Here is a 20,426-nt window from a genome sequence, read left to right as displayed (position 1 = left end):
TTACACATTATTTTGATTAAGATTTATCCAATTTAAAATAAAATGAGAGGTGGAACGTCAATGGAGAAAAACAGAATACGTCCAGTGAAAGCTGGAAAAAACTTGCGTATGAGTTACTCGAGACAAAAAGAGGTTCTTGAGATGCCTAATTTAATCGAGGTCCAAAAGAACAGTTATGATTGGTTCGTAAAGGACGGATTAAAGGAAGCATTTGCAGATATCTCTCCTATTCAAGATAGGGGTAATCAGTTAGAGCTTCATTTTGTTGACTTCACACTGTGCAAGGATGAGGTGAAATATACTATTCCACAGTGCAAAGAAAGAGATGCAACATATGCTGCACCATTAAAGGTTAAAGTGCGCCTTGTAAACAAGGAATCCGGCGACATGCAGGAACACGAGATCTTTATGGGTGATTTGCCACTTATGACTGAGACAGGCACATTCGTTATCAACGGAGCAGAGCGTGTTATTGTCAGCCAGTTAGTTCGTTCACCAGGTATCTACTATGCAATCGGTCACGATAAGATTGGTAAGGAATTATATTCATGTACAGTAATTCCTAACCGTGGTGCTTGGCTTGAGTATGAAACAGATTCCAATGACGTTTTCTATGTACGTGTAGACCGTAACAGAAAGGTACCTGTTACTGTACTTATTCGTGCACTTGGTTTAGGTACTAACCAGGAAATTTTAGATGTATTTGGCGAGGAGCCAAAGATTCTTGCTACATTCGCTAAGGATCCAGCTATTACTGAGAAGAATCCACAGGGTAGCTATGAAGGTGGTCTTCTTGAGCTTTATCGTAAGCTTCGTCCAGGTGAGCCACTTGCTAAGGATAGTGCAGAGTCACTTATCCATGGTATGTTCTTTGATCCTAGACGTTACGATCTTGCAAAGGTTGGACGTTATAAGTTTAACAAGAAGTTAATGCTTAGAAACCGTATCACTGGTCATATCTTAGCAGAAGATGTTGTTGACACTACAACAGGCGAGAAGATTGCTTCAGCTGGAGATAAGGTTACACTTGAGTTGGCAGATGCTATCCAGAATGCTGCTGTTACTCATGTATACATCCAGACTGAGTCACGCAATGTTAAGGTTCTTTCTAACATGATGGTTGACATCACAAAGTTTGTTGATTGTGATGCTGAGGCTCTTGGTATTACAGAGCTCGTATACTATCCAGTTCTTGAGAGAATTCTTGAGGAGAACTCTACAAAAGAAGATATTGAGGATGCTATTGAGCGTTCAGTAGCTGATCTTATCCCTAAGCATATTACTGTTGAGGATGTATTTGCATCTATCAACTACAACATGCACCTTGAGTACGGCATTGGTAAGGATGATGATATCGATCACCTTGGAAACCGTCGTATTCGTGCCGTTGGTGAGCTTTTACAGAACCAGTACAGAATTGGTCTTTCACGTCTTGAGAAGGTTGTACGTGAGCGTATGACTACTCGTGACCTTGAGGACATTTCTCCACAGAACCTCATCAACATTAAGCCTGTTACAGCTGCTATCAAGGAATTCTTTGGTAGTTCACAGTTGTCACAGTTCATGGATCAGAACAACCCACTTGGTGAGTTGACACATAAGAGACGTCTTTCAGCACTTGGTCCTGGTGGTCTTTCAAGAGATCGTGCCGGATTCGAGGTTCGAGACGTTCACTACTCTCACTATGGACGTATGTGCCCTATCGAGACACCTGAAGGACCTAACATCGGTCTTATCAACTCTCTCGCAAGCTATGCTCGTATCAATGAGTATGGTTTCATTGAGGCGCCATACAGACGTATTGACAAGACAGATCCAGAAAATCCTCGTGTAACAGACGAGGTTGTATACATGACTGCAGATGAAGAGGATAACTACCACGTAGCACAGGCTAACGTCAAGCTTGACGAAGAAGGCCACTTCATGAGAAAGAACGTATCAGGTCGTTTCCGTGAGGAGACACAGGAATACGATAAGAAGATGTTCGATTACATGGACGTATCTCCTAAGATGGTATTCTCAGTTGCTACAGCCCTTATTCCATTCCTTCAGAACGATGATGCTAACCGTGCCCTCATGGGTTCAAACATGCAGCGTCAGGCCGTTCCACTTCTTACTACAGAAGCACCAGTTGTTGGTACAGGTATGGAGCCAAAGACAGCAGTCGATTCAGGTGTCTGCGTTGTTGCTAAGCGCGCAGGTATCGTTGAGATGTCTGAAACAAAGAGAATTATCGTTAAGGCTGACGAGGATGGAACAAGAGACGAGTATGATCTTCTTAAGTTCACACGTTCTAACCAGTCTAACTGCTATAACCAGCGCCCAATCGTATTTAAGGGCGATCATGTAGAAGCAGGCGAGGTTATCGCTGATGGTCCTTCTACAAAGAATGGTGAGCTTGCCCTTGGAAAGAACCCACTTATCGGATTCATGACATGGGAAGGTTACAACTACGAGGATGCTGTTCTTCTTTCAGAACGCCTCGTTCAGGATGATGTTTACACATCTATCCATATTGAAGAGTACGAAATCGATGCTCGTGATACAAAGCTTGGACCAGAAGAAATCACTCGTGATGTAGCTGGTGTTGGTGATGATGCTCTTAAGGATCTTGATGAGAGCGGTATCATTCGTATCGGTGCAGAGGTTCGTGCCGGTGATATCCTTGTTGGTAAGGTTACACCAAAGGGTGAGACAGAGCGTACTCCAGAAGAGAGACTTCTTCTTGCAATCTTCGGTGAGAAGGCTAGAGAAGTTCGTGATACATCACTTCGTGTTCCACACGGTGCTTACGGTATCGTTGTTGATGCAAAGGTATTTACTCGTGAAAACGGCGATGAGCTTTCTCCAGGTGTTAATAAATCAGTACGTATCTACATCGCTCAGAAGAGAAAGATCGGTGTAGGTGATAAGATGGCCGGTCGTCACGGTAACAAGGGTGTAGTTTCTCGTGTACTTCCAGTAGAAGATATGCCATATCTTCCAAACGGTCGTCCACTTGATATCGTACTTAACCCACTTGGCGTTCCTTCACGTATGAACATTGGTCAGGTCCTTGAGATTCACCTTTCACTTGCTGCAAAGGCACTTGGATTTGATATTGAAACACCAGTATTTGATGGTGCAAAGGAAATTGATATTCAGGATACTCTTGAGCTTGCAAATGACTATGTAAATATGCCATTTGATAAGGAAGAGGCTGAGAACGGTGAGGAGACATTCTACGATAAGTATGTTGATGTACTTCGTGAGGATGTTATGGATTATCTTTCTACAAACCGTGCTCACAGAGCTCTTTGGAAGGGTGTTCCTATTTCTAGAGATGGTAAGGTTCAGCTTCGCGATGGCCGTACAGGTGAGCCATTTGATGGTCCTGTTACAATCGGACACATGCACTACCTGAAGCTCCACCACCTTGTAGATGATAAGATTCACGCACGTTCAACTGGTCCTTACTCTCTTGTTACACAGCAGCCACTTGGTGGTAAAGCGCAGTTCGGTGGACAGCGTTTCGGAGAGATGGAAGTTTGGGCCCTCGAGGCTTATGGTGCATCATATACACTTCAGGAAATCCTTACTATGAAGTCTGATGATGTTATCGGTCGTGTTAAGACATACGAAGCTATTATTAAGGGCGAAAATATTCCTGAGCCAGGTATCCCTGAGTCATTCAAGGTATTACTTAAGGAATTACAGTCACTTGGTCTTGATGTACGTGTGCTCGATGAAAACCGTGAAGAGGTTGAGCTCATGGAGACAAGTGAATATGGAAATACAGACCTCAATGCTATCATCGCAGGTAGCGACAGAAACTTTGCTTTCGAAGATGATAATTCATTTGCTCAGGCAGGATTCTCTACTAAGAAGTTTGATTCTGATGGAGATCTTGTTGATGATGAAGATGAAGCACCATTTGTAGAAGACGATGATGATTTCGCAGATGTTGCAGATGATTTTGATGAGGAATAATTAGGAAGGGAGCTACAAAATGCCAGAGAATAAAGAAGCGACATATCAACCAATAGCATTTGACGCAATACAGATTGGATTGGCATCACCTGAGAAGATCAGACAGTGGTCTCGTGGCGAGGTTAAAAAGCCTGAGACAATCAACTATCGTACACTGAAGCCTGAAAAGGATGGTCTTTTCTGCGAGAAGATTTTTGGACCTAGCAAGGACTGGGAATGTCACTGCGGAAAGTACAAGAAGATTCGTTATAAAGGTGTAGTTTGTGACCGTTGTGGTGTTGAAATCACAAAAGCAAGCGTTCGTCGTGAGCGTATGGGTCATATCGAGCTTGCTGCACCAGTTTCACATATTTGGTACTTCAAGGGTATCCCTTCACGTATGGGACTTATTCTTGATCTTTCACCAAAGACACTTGAGAAGGTTCTCTACTTTGCATCATACATCGTACTTGATGCAGGAGAGACAGCTCTCATGTACAAGCAGGTTCTTACAGAAGCTGAATACCAGGATGCTAGAGAGCAGTATGGTGACAGCTTCAGAGTAGGAATGGGTGCTGAAGCTATTCAGGAGCTTTTAAAGGACATCGACCTTGATGAAGAAGCTACTAGACTTCAGATTGAATTAGATAGCGCTACAGGTCAGAAGCGTTCACGTATCATTAAGAGACTTGAGGTTGTTGAAGCATTCCGCGAGTCTGGAAACAGACCTGAGTGGATGATTATGACAGTTATCCCTGTTATTCCACCAGATCTTCGTCCTATGGTACAGCTTGATGGTGGCCGTTTTGCTACATCAGATTTGAACGATTTATATCGTCGTATTATCAATAGAAATAACCGTCTCCGTAGATTATTAGAGCTTGGTGCTCCTGATATCATCGTACGTAACGAAAAGCGTATGCTTCAGGAAGCTGTTGATGCTCTTATCGATAACGGTAGACGTGGTCGTCCAGTTACTGGTCCTGGTAACAGACCTCTTAAGTCACTTTCAGACATGCTTAAGGGTAAGTCAGGACGATTCAGACAGAACCTTCTTGGTAAGCGTGTTGACTACTCAGGACGTTCAGTTATCGTCGTTGGACCAGAGCTTAAGATTTACCAGTGTGGTCTTCCAAAGGAGATGGCACTTGAGCTCTTCAAGCCTTTCGTTATGAAGGAGCTTGTAAGCAACGGTATGGCACACAACATTAAGTATGCTAAGAAGATGGTTGAAAAGTTTGAGCCAGAGGTTTGGGACATCCTTGAAGATGTCATTAAAGAGCATCCAGTTATGCTTAACCGTGCTCCTACACTTCACAGACTTGGTATTCAGGCTTTCGAGCCAATCCTTGTAGAAGGTAGAGCTATCAAGCTTCATCCACTTGTATGTACAGCTTTCAACGCCGATTTCGATGGTGACCAGATGGCTGTTCACCTTCCACTTACACAGGAGGCACAGGCAGAGTGTAGATTCATGCTTCTCTCTCCTAACAACTTACTTAAGCCTTCAGATGGTGGTCCTGTAGCCGTTCCTTCACAGGATATGGTACTTGGTATTTACTACCTTACACAGGAGCGTGGTACTACAGTAGGCGATGCTGAGCCAGCAGTTGGTGAAGGCAAGATATTTAAGAACCTCAACGAAGCAATTCTTGCTTACGAGAATAAGGCTCTTACAATGCATGCACGTATTACAGTTCGTGTTTCTAAGACACATGCTGATGGTACTGTAGTAACAGGTAATGTTTCATCAACACTTGGTAGACTTCTCTTTAACGAGATTATTCCTCAGGATTTAGGATACGTTGATCGTACAAATCCAGAGAATGAGCTTGTACCAGAAGTAGACTTCCACGTTGGTAAGAAGCAGTTAAAGCAGATTCTTGAAAAAGTTATTAATACACACGGAGCTACAAAGACAGCTGAGGTTCTTGATGATATCAAGGCAATGGGTTACCACTACTCAACAATAGCTGCCATGACAGTTTCTATTTCAGATATGACAGTTCCTGCTCAGAAGCCAGAGCTTATTGCACAGGCTGAAGAGACAGTTGATAAGATTACTCGTCAGTACAAGAGAGGTCTTATCACAGAGGAAGAGCGTTATCGTGAAGTTGTAGATACATGGAAAGAGACTGATGATGAGCTTACAAGAGACCTTCTTGATGGTCTTGATAAGTACAACAACATCTTCATGATGGCTGACTCAGGTGCCCGTGGTTCTGATAAGCAGATTAAGCAGCTTGCTGGTATGCGTGGTTTGATGGCTGATACAACAGGTAAAACTATCGAACTTCCTATCAAGTCAAACTTCCGTGAGGGTCTTGATGTACTTGAGTACTTCATGTCAGCTCATGGTGCTCGTAAGGGTCTTTCAGATACAGCTCTTCGTACAGCCGATTCAGGATACTTGACACGTCGAATGGTTGACGTTGCTCAGGAACTTATTATCCGTGAGTCTGACTGTGTAGCTGGTACAAATAGAGAAATCCCAGGAATGTGGGTATACGCATTCATGGATGGCCGTGAAGAGATTGAGTCTCTTAAGGATCGTATTACAGGTAGATTCTCTTGCTACTCTATCTACGATGCTAAGGGCGAAATGATTGTTAAGGCAAATCATATGATTACACCTAAGCGTGCAGCTGCAATCATTGAGCGTGGTGTTGATGATAAGGGCGAGCCAATCAAGAAGGTTAAAATCAGAAACGTACTTAACTGCCGTTCACACGTTGGTGTTTGTGCTAAGTGTTACGGTGCTAACATGGCTTCAGGTCGTGCTGTTCAGGTTGGTGAAGCAATCGGTATCATCGCTGCTCAGTCAATCGGTGAGCCAGGTACACAGCTTACTATGAGAACATTCCATACTGGTGGTGTTGCTGGTAACGATATTACACAGGGTCTTCCTCGTGTCGAGGAGCTTTTCGAGGCTAGAAAGCCTAAGGGACTTGCAATCATCTCTGAGATTGCCGGAACAGTTACTATCGAAGAAGATTCTAAGACAAAGAAGAGAGAAGTTGTTGTTACAAACCCTTCAACAGGCGATGTTGAAAAGTATCTTATCCCTTATGGATCACGTATCAAAGTCCTTTCAGGACAGGAAATCGAAGCAGGTGATGAGCTTACAGAAGGTTCAGTAAACCCACACGATATCCTTACAATTAAGGGTAAGTCAGCTGTTCAGGATTACTTAATCCGTGAAGTACAGCGTGTATACCGCTTACAAGGTGTTGATATCAACGATAAGCATATCGAAGTACTTTGCCGTCAGATGCTTAAGAGAATCAGAATTGACGAAGCAGGTGATACAGGATTTATGCCAGGTTCACTTGTTGATTGGCTTGATTTTGAGGATGCAAATGAGCAGATGGAAGCAGAGGGCAAGGAAGTTGCAACAGGTACACAGGAACTTCTTGGTATCACAAAGGCAGCACTTGCAACAAACTCATTCTTATCAGCAGCTTCATTCCAGGAGACAACAAAGGTTCTTACTGATGCAGCTATCAAGGGTAAGGTTGATCCACTTAACGGTCTTAAAGAGAACGTTATCATCGGTCGCTTAATCCCAGCTGGTACAGGTATGAAGAGATACTCTAATATCCCTCTTTCAACTGACAATCAGTTAGTTGACACACAGGAAGCTTTAGAAGGCTTTGAGGGTGAGACAACTTCAGAAGAACTTGTTGATGTAGAATAATACTAGTTATATTAATGGTCTTGGCCTTGTGCCAGGACCATTTTTTTTCACATTTTTAATCTTGACAGAATGAAATTAAGGAAATATAATGTTCTAGCATGCGCAAATAGGGATAATTATACCCATAAGCATGTAGAAATAAATTAGGAGGTAAAAAAGAATGCCAACATTCAACCAGCTAGTTAGAAAAGGTCGTCAGACATCTGTAAAGAAGTCTACAGCACCAGCACTTCAGAGAGGTTATAACTCTCTTAAGAAGAAGCCTACTAACACTTCTTCACCACAGAAGCGTGGTGTATGTACAGCTGTTAAGACAGCTACACCTAAGAAGCCTAACTCAGCTCTTCGTAAGATTGCCAGAGTTCGTCTTTCAAACGGAATCGAAGTAACTTCATACATTCCAGGCGAAGGTCACAATCTTCAGGAGCATAGCGTTGTTTTGATTCGTGGTGGTCGTGTTAAGGATTTACCAGGTACACGTTACCATGTAATCAGAGGTACACTTGATACAGCAGGCGTTGCTAATCGTAAGCAGGGTCGTTCAAAGTACGGCGCTAAGAGACCTAAGGACGCTAAGTAAGATAGCGTAAAGGCTTAGAAATTTTATTGTATATCACATGCACTTTGGTTAATGTTGTTATTTTTTCTCTATAGAATAAATAGCGCATGAACACATGAGTTTTAATGTGAGTACCGTTGATCTAACAAATTTTAGTTAAGGAGGGAAGTATCGTGCCAAGAAAAGGACATACTCAAAAGAGAGACGTTTTGGCAGATCCTATATACAATAGCAAAGTAGTTACAAAGCTTATCAACAACATCATGCTTGATGGTAAGAAGGGCGTAGCTCAGAAGATTGTATATGGTGCATTTGACAAAGTCGCAGAAAAGACTGGAAAGCCAGCACTTGAGGTTTTCGAGGAAGCAATGAATAACGTTATGCCTGTACTTGAGGTAAAGGCTAGACGTATCGGTGGTGCTACATATCAGGTACCTATCGAAGTAAGACCAGATCGTCGTCAGGCCCTTGGCCTTAGATGGCTCACAATGTTCTCACGTTCACGTACAGAGAAGACTATGGAAGAGCGTCTTGCAAACGAGATCATGGATGCAGCTGGCAACACAGGTTCAGCTGTTAAGAGAAAAGAAGAAATGCATAGAATGGCAGAGGCTAATAAGGCATTTGCTCATTACAGATTCTAATAGGAGGGACAAACAGTGGCAGGAAGAGAATATCCACTTGAGCGTACCAGAAATATTGGTATCATGGCTCATATCGATGCCGGAAAGACTACACTTACAGAGCGTATTCTTTATTACACTGGTGTAAACTACAAGATTGGTGATACTCACGAAGGTACTGCAACCATGGACTGGATGGAGCAGGAAGCTGAGAGAGGTATCACAATTACTTCAGCTGCTACAACATGTCACTGGACTGAGCAGGAAAACTGCAAGCCTAAGAAGGGTGCTCTTGAGCACCGTATCAATATCATTGATACACCAGGCCACGTAGACTTTACTGTTGAGGTTGAGCGTTCCCTTCGTGTACTTGATGGCGCCGTTGGTGTCTTCTGTGCAAAGGGTGGCGTTGAGCCACAGTCAGAGAATGTTTGGAGACAGGCTGACACATATAACGTACCAAGAATGGCTTTCATCAATAAGATGGATATCCTTGGTGCAAACTTCTACGGAGCTGTTGATCAGATCCGTGATAGACTTAAGAAGAACGCTATCGTTCTTCAGCTTCCAATCGGTAAGGAAGATGATTTCCAGGGAATCATCGATCTTTTCGAGATGAAAGCATACATCTATAACGATGATAAGGGTGATGATATTTCTATCACAGACATCCCAGCTGATATGGCAGAGGATGCTGAGCTTTATCACACAGAACTCGTTGAGAAGATCTGTGAGTTAGATGATGATCTTATGATGGAGTATCTTGAGGGCGAAGAGCCATCAGTAGAGGCTCTTAAGGCAGCACTTCGTAAGGGTACTTGCGAGTGTAAGGCTATCCCAGTTTGCTGTGGTTCTGCTTACAGAAACAAGGGTGTTCAGAAGCTTCTTGATGCTATCCTTGAGTACATGCCATCTCCAGTAGATGTACCAGCTATTCAGGGTACAGACTTAGATGGAAACCCAGTTGAGAAGCACTCATCAGATGATGAGCCATTCGCAGCTTTAGCATTCAAGATTATGGCTGATCCATTCGTTGGAAAGCTCGCATTCATCCGTGTATATTCAGGTACATTGAACTCAGGTTCATACTGCCTCAATGCTACAAAGGATAAGAAGGAGCGTGTAGGTCGTATTCTTCAGATGCACGCTAACAAGCGTACAGAGTTAGACAAGGTTTACTCTGGTGATATCGCAGCTGTAGTAGGTCTTAAGGTTACTACAACTGGTGATACAATCTGCGATGAGCAGCACCCAGTAATCCTCGAGTCTATGGAATTCCCAGAGCCAGTTATCGAGCTTGCTATCGAGCCTAAGACTAAGGCTGGACAGCAGAAGATGGGCGAAGCTCTTGCTAAGCTTGCTGAAGAGGATCCTACATTCCGTCAGCATACTGATCATGAGACAGGCCAGACAATCATCGCTGGTATGGGTGAGCTTCACCTTGAGATCATTGTTGATCGTCTTCTTAGAGAGTTCAAGGTTGAGGCTAACGTAGGTGCTCCACAGGTTGCTTACAAGGAGACATTTACAAAGCCTGTTGATCAGGAATACAAATATGCTAAGCAGTCAGGTGGTCGTGGACAGTACGGTCACTGTAAGGTTAGATTTACTCCAATGGATGCTAACGCTGAAGAAACATTCAGATTCAAGTCTTCAGTAGTTGGTGGTGCTATTCCTAAGGAATACATCCCATCTGTTGGTGAGGGTATCGAGGAAGCAGCTAAGGCTGGTATCCTTTGTGGATTCCCTGTACTTGGTGTAGAAGCAGACGTTTACGATGGTTCTTACCATGAAGTCGATTCATCAGAAATGGCATTCCACATTGCTGGTTCAATGTGCTTCAAGGAAGCTATGGCTAAGGCAGCTCCAGTACTTCTTGAGCCTATCATGAAGGTTGAAGTTACTATGCCAGAGGAATACATGGGTGATGTAATCGGATCTCTTAACGCTAAGCGTGGTCAGATCCAGTCAATGGATGACCTTGGCGGCGGAAAGATTGTTAGAGCACTTGTTCCACTTGCTGAGATGTTCGGATACTCAACAGAGCTTCGTTCATCTACACAGGGACGTGGTAACTACTCAATGTTCTTCGAGAAGTATGAGCCAGTTCCAAAGAACGTTCAGGAGCAGATCATCTCTAACCACTCTAAATAATAGCCTATTGGTTATGAAATAATTGAAAATAGTTGAAAAACCTCAGTACTTTCGATATAATCGAGGTACTGAGAGTTTAGAACTAACTATGCCCATTTTGGGGCACTAATTTAAGGAGGATTTTTAAAAATGGCAAAAGAGCATTTTGACAGAAGCAAACCACATTGTAACATTGGTACTATCGGACACGTAGATCACGGTAAAACAACTCTTACAGCAGCTATCACAAAGGTACTTGCTGAGCGTGTATCTGGTAACGCTAAGGTAGATTTCGAGAACATCGATAAGGCTCCAGAAGAGCGTGAAAGAGGTATTACAATTTCTACAGCTCACGTTGAGTATCAGACAGAGAAGAGACATTATGCACACGTTGACTGCCCAGGCCATGCTGATTATGTAAAGAACATGATCACAGGTGCTGCTCAGATGGACGGCGCTATCCTTGTAGTTGCTGCAACTGACGGTGTTATGGCTCAGACAAAGGAGCACATCCTTCTTTCTCGTCAGGTAGGTGTACCTTACATCGTTGTATTCCTTAACAAGTGTGATATGGTTGATGATGAGGAGCTTATCGAGCTCGTAGAGATGGAAGTTACAGAGCAGCTTGAAGAGTACGACTTCAACGATTGCCCAATCGTTAAGGGTTCAGCTCTTAAGGCTCTTGAAGATCCAAACGGCGAGTGGGGCGACAAGATCATGGAACTTATGGATACTGTTGATTCTTACATCCCAGATCCACAGCGTGAGACAGATAAGCCATTCCTTATGCCAGTAGAGGACGTATTCACAATCACAGGTCGTGGTACTGTTGCTACAGGTAGAGTAGAGCGTGGTGTTCTTCATCTTAACGACGAACTTGAAATCATCGGTATCAAGGAAGATACACAGAAGACTGTTGTAACTGGTATCGAGATGTTCCGTAAGCTTCTTGATGAGGCACAGGCTGGTGATAACATCGGTGCACTTCTTCGTGGTGTTAACCGTGACCAGATTCAGCGTGGACAGGTACTTGCTAAGCCAGGTACTGTAACATGCCACACAAAGTTTACAGCTCAGGTTTACGTTCTTACAAAGGATGAAGGTGGTCGTCATACTCCATTCTTCAACAACTATCGTCCACAGTTCTACTTCAGAACAACAGACGTTACAGGTGTTTGCGAGCTTCCAGCAGGTACAGAGATGTGCATGCCTGGCGATAACGTAGAGATGACAATCGAGCTCATCCACCCAATCGCTATGGAGCAGGGTCTTACATTCGCTATCCGTGAGGGTGGTAGAACAGTAGGTTCTGGTCGTGTTGCTACAATCATCGAATAATTTCGAGCGAACAGCCCAACCCAAATTATAAAATCAAGCCCTTCGAGGATTTCCTCGGAGGGCTTTTTTATTTTAAAAATAGGTTAACTTAAATAAATGAGGGCAATGGTACAAGCATACTTGATGAGCTAAAAAAATCTATAAAGATGAATTCTCAAAAGTGTTGAACGAGATAATCTGATTGAAACTCAAAATGAGATTATAAACGCAACCGATAAGATGGTGGATGAAGTAGTTGAAAAAATGGCAGATACGGAAATGAAGAAAGAGTTTATGAGATATGCATTACTGGATGAACCAAAGAGTGCCCTGGGTAAATTGGTCTCGGGTACATTTAGGAGATTTAAAGAGTGCTGGGAAAAAATAGAAAAACATTTGCTATTGAGGAAACAAAGGAAAGTGTACTAGCAAAACTAAAAAGTATTTCACAAAGGAAAGGAGATATACAAAACGATTCTGAAAATATAAAGAAAAGGCACAGGTATGAAATAGATCGATGACTAAGAAGGCTTTGCAGTGATTTTTGCTGCAAAGCTTTTTTATTTTACTGATTGTTTGACACATATTGGTTTTATATAATTAAATAAAAATCAAGTATTCTTTTAGAAAATTCAAAGCCTCTTTGATGTTCATTGGTATAACTTTTTCGTATCATGTAATCATCAAATAACGAATATTTATTGGAGGTCACAAATATGAAACAGAAAAATATATCAACATTTTTAGGAGAACAGTGCAGAAAATATCGTAAAATTCTTGGAATTACACAAGAAGAACTTGCAGAGAAAATGAATACTACACCTCAGACAATTAGTAATTATGAACGTATGGGAATAAAAGATGTAGATGTGGAAAATGAAATTTCAAGTATTTTTGGTGTTGATTTGAGAGAAGAGACAGAAGAAAATGAAGGTGAACCAGGAGAATTAGGGAAAGAAATTCTTTTATTTTTAATGGAACATGAAGGGACTTGTTTAGTTGGAGACTTATTAGATAAGAATATTTTATATGGTATTTCCAAAGAGCGTCTTGATAATGAAGTAGAAAAACTTGCAAAGAAAGATATGTGTTATCGCGAAGAAGATTTTCTGAGATATAAAAGTGATTTAGAAATATATTATGTAAAAGATGGATATGATAGTAACCATAAGCCGGATGATAGACTTTTTATAACAGCTAAGGGAATTATTACAACTAGAAATTTTATTACTAATCATTATCAGGCAGAAAGAATCAATTCGTGTAGTAATATACAGTCATATGAAATGTTACTATCAAAGAAATCTCGCGGTGATAAGATAAAAAAAGTCGGCAATGCAAAAGATATGGAGGAATATTTTGAGCTAAGACCGTGGCATTATATGATTAAGGATATTTCTAGAAATATATATATGAACTATAAGGCTGATTATATAAGTTATTTAAAGAATAATTGGTTACCTGATCTTGGAATTTCTGAAAAATATTATAGATATTATTCTGAAAATGAATGGAACATCCTTTTTCCGGGGAAAAGTTTCTATCATGATTTGTTGTATAGGATGGCATTTGGATTTTCGAATGGTTGGCGAACTGAAAATTTACATTTTAGGAATAGTGAAGAATTATTAAGCGAAGAGTATGAAGATGCAATTCAAAAATACGATGAAATGTATCGAAAAGATGTTGCAAACTCTGATTTACCTTCATGGGTTAAGAATATTAGTAGATTAGAATGGCTAGAAAGAAAAAGATTTTTCTTATTCCCTCCTAAGGAAGATGTGAATTATGTCAATTATATGGCAGAAATGGAAGCTGAATATTCAGAAGCAGAAATAGTTTTAGATGCAACTAACGAATTGCGCAATAATAAAATCTTATATAAGATTTTTGTTAAAAAATGTAAACATGATAATAATGTTGAAATAAGTGAAGAAGAACTTGAACAATTCGTTGCAGAGCCTCTTTTTTTTGAACCGGAAAAATCTAAGAAGAAACATGAAAGTATATTTGATGACAAAAGATTAAAAGAGACATTATATAAAAATATACCTAATATTGAAGAACTTATAGAGCATCCTATGAAGTGGTTTACAAAAGAGCAGATAGAAACATTTATTAAAGAAAACTACAAGAAGCCAGCCTATTATGAGGAATTGCTAATTCAGGAAAAAATAATCGAGATAGAAAAAATAATTCCAGAAGCAAAAGAGGAATACTATCGTTTTCCTAAAAGCTGGGAAGAAAATGGACTGGCTGATTTAGTTAGAGATGTATGTTGTTTAAAATAATTAACTATTGAAAGGCTTTATTATGGAAACATATGAATATAATGGAGAAAAATATTATTTCAAAAAAGGTAAATGGATAAAATCCGACTATACTATTGCGCCGATATCAGTAGTTACTGAATTAAATAAGTTATTAATGGAAAATGAAAATTTTGATGAGAAATCTGTTGATGAAATTATAAAATTACTAGATGGAGCAAAAATGACAAGTAATACTGGCTTTGCCCTAAAATTAGCTGAGGAGGCTATGGAAAAAGCTAGTCTTTCAGAGGCAAGAGCACTTTTACCTAGAATGACATCATTATATAGGATTAAACATAGACCAGAAAAAGCTATTGAAGTAGGAGAACATTATATTGGAATATATGAAGGCAAGATATGGTCACCTTCATTATTTACATCTCTTGCGGCGGCATACTGTGACTTGAATGAGTTAGAAAAGGCTCGCAAATATGCTAATAGAGCTAGGGCAATATCTGGAAATAATAGTTCTATAGAATTGATGAGTGTATATTCTAGGTTAAAGAAACTTGAAGAAGAAAGTCCAAATATAGTACGACGTGATAAAGTCGTTGAAAAAATAATAGAGTCAACAGAACCTAGCACTTCATTAAATGATATCGAAATGGAAAGTGTGGAGCAGCATTTTACTCAAACAAATGAAATGGACGATAAATCACTCTTTAATAAAGAGAGCGAGAATACTGTAATATATGAGGAAAAAGAAGAAATAAAACCACAGGTAGTTGAGAAAACGCTTAAGAAGAAAAAAACTTATGATGACTGGGTCGAAGAGTATCCAGACAGGGTAGTTATTAGAAAAGAAGGATTTTTTTATACAGTAAAAGACGAGTGCGCTACCGTAATTGCATCAATCCTGAGATACAATATTGGAGAGTATTATGGGCGATATATAACAGGATCTCCTTCTCTAGAAATAATGACTAATGAATTAAAGAATCATCATATAAGCTATGTGGCAATTGTAAGTGATGAAATAGTTGATGAAGAGGTATTTACGGATAATCAATTCTATGCTTGGGTGTCTGAAAAAGAACGACTAGTGTCTTTGGAACGAATCCGTGAAAGAAAAAAACGGAATATTACAAAACTAGGTAAAGATGGTATTGAAGATATTCTTAATTTTATTGACGTACTGAATCAAGGAACAGACCCTATTACTGGAGAAATTTATGACGAGGAACATTTTCTAAATACTCCGGAAATGAAGGTTATATTGGAAATAGCAAAAAAGAGACTTCAAAGTAAAATATCAATAGAGGAAAGAAAAGCATCTGAGGATGACTTAAATCAAGATGAGCATCTGATATTTTGTAAACTTAAGGGATGTCGTATGGATATAGCTAGGGAATATGGAGTCCCACCATACACAATCTGCCATGATAGTACTTTGGCTGAGTTAAGCAAGGTGAGACCTAAGGATATAGATGAAATGCTATTGGTTCCAGGCGTGGGTGAGAAGGCTATTGAAAAATATGGAGAAGCATTTTTGAAGATTATAAACGAAGCGGAGTAGAAGACATAAATTTCGTACTTGATTTTTCCATCTAAAATTTGTAAACTAATTTAACATTATTAGAGTGGAGAGCAAGTAATAGTATGTCAAATAAGGGCAGAATAGATATATCAGCTTTAAGTACACCGCCTGAAAAACATGAATTTGAGATGGCGAAATTCTTCACAGAGTTAGGAAAGAATATTACATTCATTGAGCCAAGTAGAATTCCTGGGACACACACTCCAGATATAAGAATGGATGGTGTAGAATGGGAAATGAAATGTCCGTTTGGTAATGGTAAGAGAACTATCGAGGACAATTTCAGAAAGGCAGTACAGCAGTCAAAGTACATTATTTTTGATTTAAGACATACCAAGATACCAGAGAAGCAATGCATAGCGCCGTTTGAAAAAGAGTTTTATGCGCGCCCATATTTAAAAAAGTTACATGTTATCAGAAAGAATGGTGAACTTTTGACATATCCACCAAAATAGTGAAAGTTGATAATTTCAGAATTCGTGTTACTATTTAAGTAAGATAGGACTCGACCCATCGCTGGATTTAGCGAAGGGCCCAGAGTCTTTTTCTTATATATGGAGAAATACTCTGGTACCATTCTGGTACCAAAAACTTCAAAAACAACAAATAATGATGCGAATATAGATAATTGCACCAAAAGAAACACCGTAAAATCAAGGCTTCCGAGGATTTCCTCGGGAGCCTTTTTCATGCGAAAATATACTAAAGATCAAATGTAAAATGAGTGCTTGGTACTATTCTGGTACTTTTTTATACGGAGATGCAACTCAATGGATCATGCGTAGAAAAGAGAAAAAACATTGACAAATGTAATCATGACTAATTAGGAATTGGATTCCGAATTAGTCGAATTCACGATTGAAAAACGGTAATGGAAGTGGTAGAATATGACTAATCTGGAATTGCATTCCGAATTTGTCATACTTTTTATGAAAGGATTAGTATATGGAATATATCAAGAGAGCCATTGAGGATGTGGTAGAGCATTCAGCCAAAACATTTAAGTGTATATTGATTACAGGTGCGAGACAAACTGGAAAATCTACGTTAGTCAAACATTTATATTCAGATGTAAAGCAGGTTTCATTTGATGATCCATTTGTTGAGGATCAGGCAAAGAATAATCCAGAGATGTTCATGTCATTAAATGAACCACCTGTATTTTTGGATGAAATTCAGTATGTGCCATCTTTATTTAGATATATAAAGCAATCTAGTGATAATAATGATTCAAAGGGATTGTATTATCTTTCAGGCTCACAACCTTTTAAGCTTATGGAATTGGTATCTGATTCATTAGCAGGAAGAGCTGCTATTATAGAATTATCACCATTATCACTTAGAGAAATAATGAAGAGCAGTTATACAAAACCATTTCTTCCTACAATGGAGTATGTTCAAGACAGAAATAAAGAAGCTGTAAAACCAGATAACATATGGAAAATAATACATCGTGGTGGCTATCCTGAGATGCAAAATCCAGAAATGGATTGGACAATGTTTTTTGCAAGCTATGTAAAAACTTATTTAGAACGTGATGTTAGAGAATTGGCTGCGGTACAGGATTTAGATGCATTTCGTAGATTTATGATAGCTTGTGCTGCAAGAACTGGACAGATGCTCAATTACTCTAATATAGCCGATGAAGTCGGTAAGGATGCAAATACTATAAAGAATTGGATCTCTATTTTGGAGGCGTCAGGCATAGTGTATATACTAGAGCCATATGCTAATAGTGCCTTAAAGCGTGCTATAAAGACGCCTAAAATGTATTTTAGAGATACAGGCTTAGCAGCATATCTTACAAGGTGGCTTACTCCTGAAACCTTAGCAACAGGTGCAATGAGTGGGGAGTTCTTTGAGACGTTTGTTATTTCAGAGATATTAAAAAGCTATTCCAATAGAGGATTAGATTATCGTTATTTCGTGTCATATTATAGAGGCAAAGATAAGAAAAAAATCAAAAAGAATGGTGAAGAAACCTACGAAGAGGCAGAGATTGATTTCATTATCGAGCAGGATGGTGTTTTGTATCCTATCGAAATCAAGCAAAGTAGTAATGTCTCTGCTGATATGACCTCGGCTTTTCAGATATTAGACACAATACCTGAAAAAAAACGAGGGACAGGAGCTGTTGTGTGTATGTGCTCCATGCCAGGTGCATTAAGAGAAAATGTGTTACAAATTCCATATTGGTTTATATAATGATATTGTAGCTAAGAAAAGACTCGCCCCATTGCTGGATAACGGAGGGCTTTTTTGTGCATAAAGGAAATTCAAAGAGAGAACCGTATCACTTGAAATAGTACACAAAACCTGTATACTGAGTATATGATTGTAAATTAACAGATATGGAGGATGATATGAAAAAAAGAATTTCCTTGATACTTGTTGTTAGTTTGCTTACAGTTGCTTTGCTTGCATGTGATAAAGAGAAAATTGAGACGCCTGTTGAGAATCCACAGGAGACTGTTCAACAGGAAACGGAAGATGTACAAGAGGTGGATGCTGATGCGATGCCAGAGTTTTCGTATACATCAGTAGCATATGATGAAGTATACGAGTATTTTTCGGGGTCTATTCAGTGTATAGAGATTACAGATAGCAATCATTCTAAATTGGCAGATGCTGTTAATGACTATTTTTCGGAGCAAGTTGAGCAATTTAATAAGACTTGCAACAATATGGTGAAGGCAGCAGAAGATGCAAATAATCAACTCGAGCAGGATAAAGTAAATAATGAAGGTGAAGAAAACGAGTTTGTTTATGATTATATTGCATATTACTCATACGATATAAGCGTTGAGGTTACCCGTAGTGATAATCAGATGTTTAGTATTAGAATGGATGAGTATGATTACGAAGGTGGAGCCCACGGTGTTGACAATATTTATGGTATTACATTTGATACACAGACTGGGGAGATTCTTGAAAATACTTGCTTTGAAGCAAGTGTTGCTAGTATCGCAGATACTATTAACAGTGAAATAGATAGTAGTCCACAGGAAGCAAAGGATTTGCTCACAGAAGACTATCAGGATTATATACACCGCATGGAGACTGGATTACTGTCTTCAGTAGCTGTTTGGTTTAATGAAAGAGGAATAGTTATTGGTTTTCCAGAGTCTACAATAGCACCACATGCAGCTGGGATAATCACATTCAATGTGCCGTATAGTAAGCTTGATGACTTCGATGAGAAATATATTCCCGACGGAGAATTCTATACAGCAGATATTTCAAATATGGGATTAGCTGAGATGATTGATGTCAATGGAGATGGAAATGATGATATAGTTTATTTGGAGACTACTGAAGATACAGAGAATTATACTAATACATATACTCTTCATATTGGTGAAGATGAGATTAAACTAAGCGATGTAGATTTATATTACTGCGATCCTATGTTTGTGCATTGTAGCACAGGTAATTATTTTATGATTACAACAACTGCTTCAAATGATTGGCACACAATACATATGTATAATGCTGATAAAAATTTCGCTATCGTTCAGTCGTTAGACGGAACAATAAGAGAAATATGGAACAATAAAGCTAAAATTAGTTATCGAGTAGATGCGTTTGGAACATGGACAGCTGTTAAAGACTACACATACGATGGGAATGGATTCTCTACAAATGAAACCTATGATAAATTACAAAATGATCCTAGAACAAATGGAAATGCTATGGGAATCACATTGTTAAAAAATCTAGATTATACAGATGAAAATGGTGACAGTGAAACCTTGAAAGCGGGAACTGTAATTTATCCAATTACAAATTATGAAAATCAATTAGAATTTGTAAACAAGGATGGAACTATTCAAGGATACTTTGATTATATATATGAAGATGGTGTTCGTTACGTTAATGGCGTTGAAGAGTATAAAATGTTTGATAATATGCCTTACGCTGGATAGGGAAAGAAGGATACAAAATGAAAAACAATGATACAAATATGAGAAAAAAATATAATAGAAAGCTTTTAATAAATGGTTTTAAAGCTGAGTTCGTAAAGAACTTAAAAAAGATATTCAATACAGAAGATAAAGAGCTATCATTTTCACAGTTTTTAATCAAGCATAGCTTTATATTTGTTGGTGGAATGATTCCGATTGTTATTGATTTTTTCAAAAATGGTAGATTTGAAGCAGACACATGTATTGGTTCATTGATTGCAATACTACTATTATCGTTATGCTGCTGGGGGGCAGGTAAAATCAAACTGTAGAATAGAGTGATTGTTAACGCATGATTGAAGTGGTAAGACATAGATCAAATAAGGCCTTCGAGG

The 20,426-nt window shown here is 39.4% G+C and carries 13 protein-coding genes; all 13 read left to right on the top strand.

The window, feature by feature from the left end; all coding sequences use genetic code 11:
- Positions 1 to 60: 60 nt before the first annotated feature.
- The 13 genes from rpoB (at position 61) to T498_RS0102535 (ending at position 20,363) form a co-directional block, all read left to right on the top strand.
- Positions 61 to 3,969 (top strand): DNA-directed RNA polymerase subunit beta, encoded by a 3,909-nt coding sequence (gene rpoB, locus T498_RS0102595; RefSeq protein ID WP_028234585.1) that lies wholly within the window; start codon positions 61 to 63, stop codon positions 3,967 to 3,969.
- A gap of 19 nt (positions 3,970 to 3,988) precedes the next feature.
- Entirely contained in the window at positions 3,989 to 7,645 is a 3,657-nt protein-coding gene (rpoC, locus tag T498_RS0102590) for a DNA-directed RNA polymerase subunit beta' (protein WP_028234584.1), read from the top strand.
- A gap of 160 nt (positions 7,646 to 7,805) precedes the next feature.
- Positions 7,806 to 8,225 carry a 30S ribosomal protein S12 gene (rpsL, locus tag T498_RS0102585; protein WP_028234583.1) on the top strand — a complete coding sequence of 140 codons (420 nt, stop codon included), beginning with the start codon at positions 7,806 to 7,808 and terminating at the stop codon, positions 8,223 to 8,225.
- Positions 8,226 to 8,377: 152 nt separating this feature from the next.
- Positions 8,378 to 8,848 (top strand): 30S ribosomal protein S7, encoded by a 471-nt coding sequence (gene rpsG / locus T498_RS0102580; RefSeq protein ID WP_028234582.1) that lies wholly within the window; start codon positions 8,378 to 8,380, stop codon positions 8,846 to 8,848.
- Between the two features lie 15 nt (positions 8,849 to 8,863).
- A complete protein-coding gene (gene fusA, locus T498_RS0102575) occupies positions 8,864 to 10,981 on the top strand; it encodes an elongation factor G (RefSeq protein WP_028234581.1) in 2,118 nt (705 codons plus the stop codon).
- A gap of 129 nt (positions 10,982 to 11,110) precedes the next feature.
- Entirely contained in the window at positions 11,111 to 12,298 is a 1,188-nt protein-coding gene (gene tuf / locus T498_RS0102570) for an elongation factor Tu (protein WP_028234580.1), read from the top strand.
- Between the two features lie 243 nt (positions 12,299 to 12,541).
- Positions 12,542 to 12,706, top strand: a complete 165-nt coding sequence (locus T498_RS16850; RefSeq protein WP_207638268.1) for a hypothetical protein — start codon at positions 12,542 to 12,544, stop codon at positions 12,704 to 12,706.
- Positions 12,707 to 12,993: 287 nt separating this feature from the next.
- The gene (locus T498_RS16075) at positions 12,994 to 14,568 is read left to right on the top strand and encodes a helix-turn-helix domain-containing protein (RefSeq protein WP_051524545.1); all 1,575 of its coding nucleotides are present in this window, start codon (positions 12,994 to 12,996) and stop codon (positions 14,566 to 14,568) included.
- A 22-nt stretch (positions 14,569 to 14,590) separates the two neighbouring features.
- Positions 14,591 to 16,105 (top strand): HRDC domain-containing protein, encoded by a 1,515-nt coding sequence (locus T498_RS0102555; protein WP_028234578.1) that lies wholly within the window; start codon positions 14,591 to 14,593, stop codon positions 16,103 to 16,105.
- Positions 16,106 to 16,188: 83 nt separating this feature from the next.
- Complete coding sequence (locus tag T498_RS0102550) at positions 16,189 to 16,581, top strand: hypothetical protein (protein WP_028234577.1); 393 nt, start codon at positions 16,189 to 16,191, stop codon at positions 16,579 to 16,581.
- 490 nt (positions 16,582 to 17,071) lie between these two features.
- Positions 17,072 to 18,331 carry an ATP-binding protein gene (locus T498_RS0102545; protein WP_028234576.1) on the top strand — a complete coding sequence of 420 codons (1,260 nt, stop codon included), beginning with the start codon at positions 17,072 to 17,074 and terminating at the stop codon, positions 18,329 to 18,331.
- A 158-nt stretch (positions 18,332 to 18,489) separates the two neighbouring features.
- Positions 18,490 to 20,052: a DUF3298 and DUF4163 domain-containing protein gene (locus T498_RS0102540; RefSeq protein ID WP_028234575.1), complete on the top strand. Its 1,563-nt coding sequence runs from the start codon at positions 18,490 to 18,492 to the stop codon at positions 20,050 to 20,052.
- A 17-nt stretch (positions 20,053 to 20,069) separates the two neighbouring features.
- Positions 20,070 to 20,363, top strand: a complete 294-nt coding sequence (locus T498_RS0102535; RefSeq protein ID WP_028234574.1) for a hypothetical protein — start codon at positions 20,070 to 20,072, stop codon at positions 20,361 to 20,363.
- The last annotated feature ends 63 nt before the right edge of the window (positions 20,364 to 20,426 follow it).

The organism is Pseudobutyrivibrio sp. MD2005, assembly GCF_000621865.1.
Taxonomy (GTDB): domain Bacteria; phylum Bacillota; class Clostridia; order Lachnospirales; family Lachnospiraceae; genus Pseudobutyrivibrio.
The sequence above is the reverse complement of the archived record's forward strand: the minus strand, read 5'-3'. Positions and strand labels throughout refer to the sequence as shown.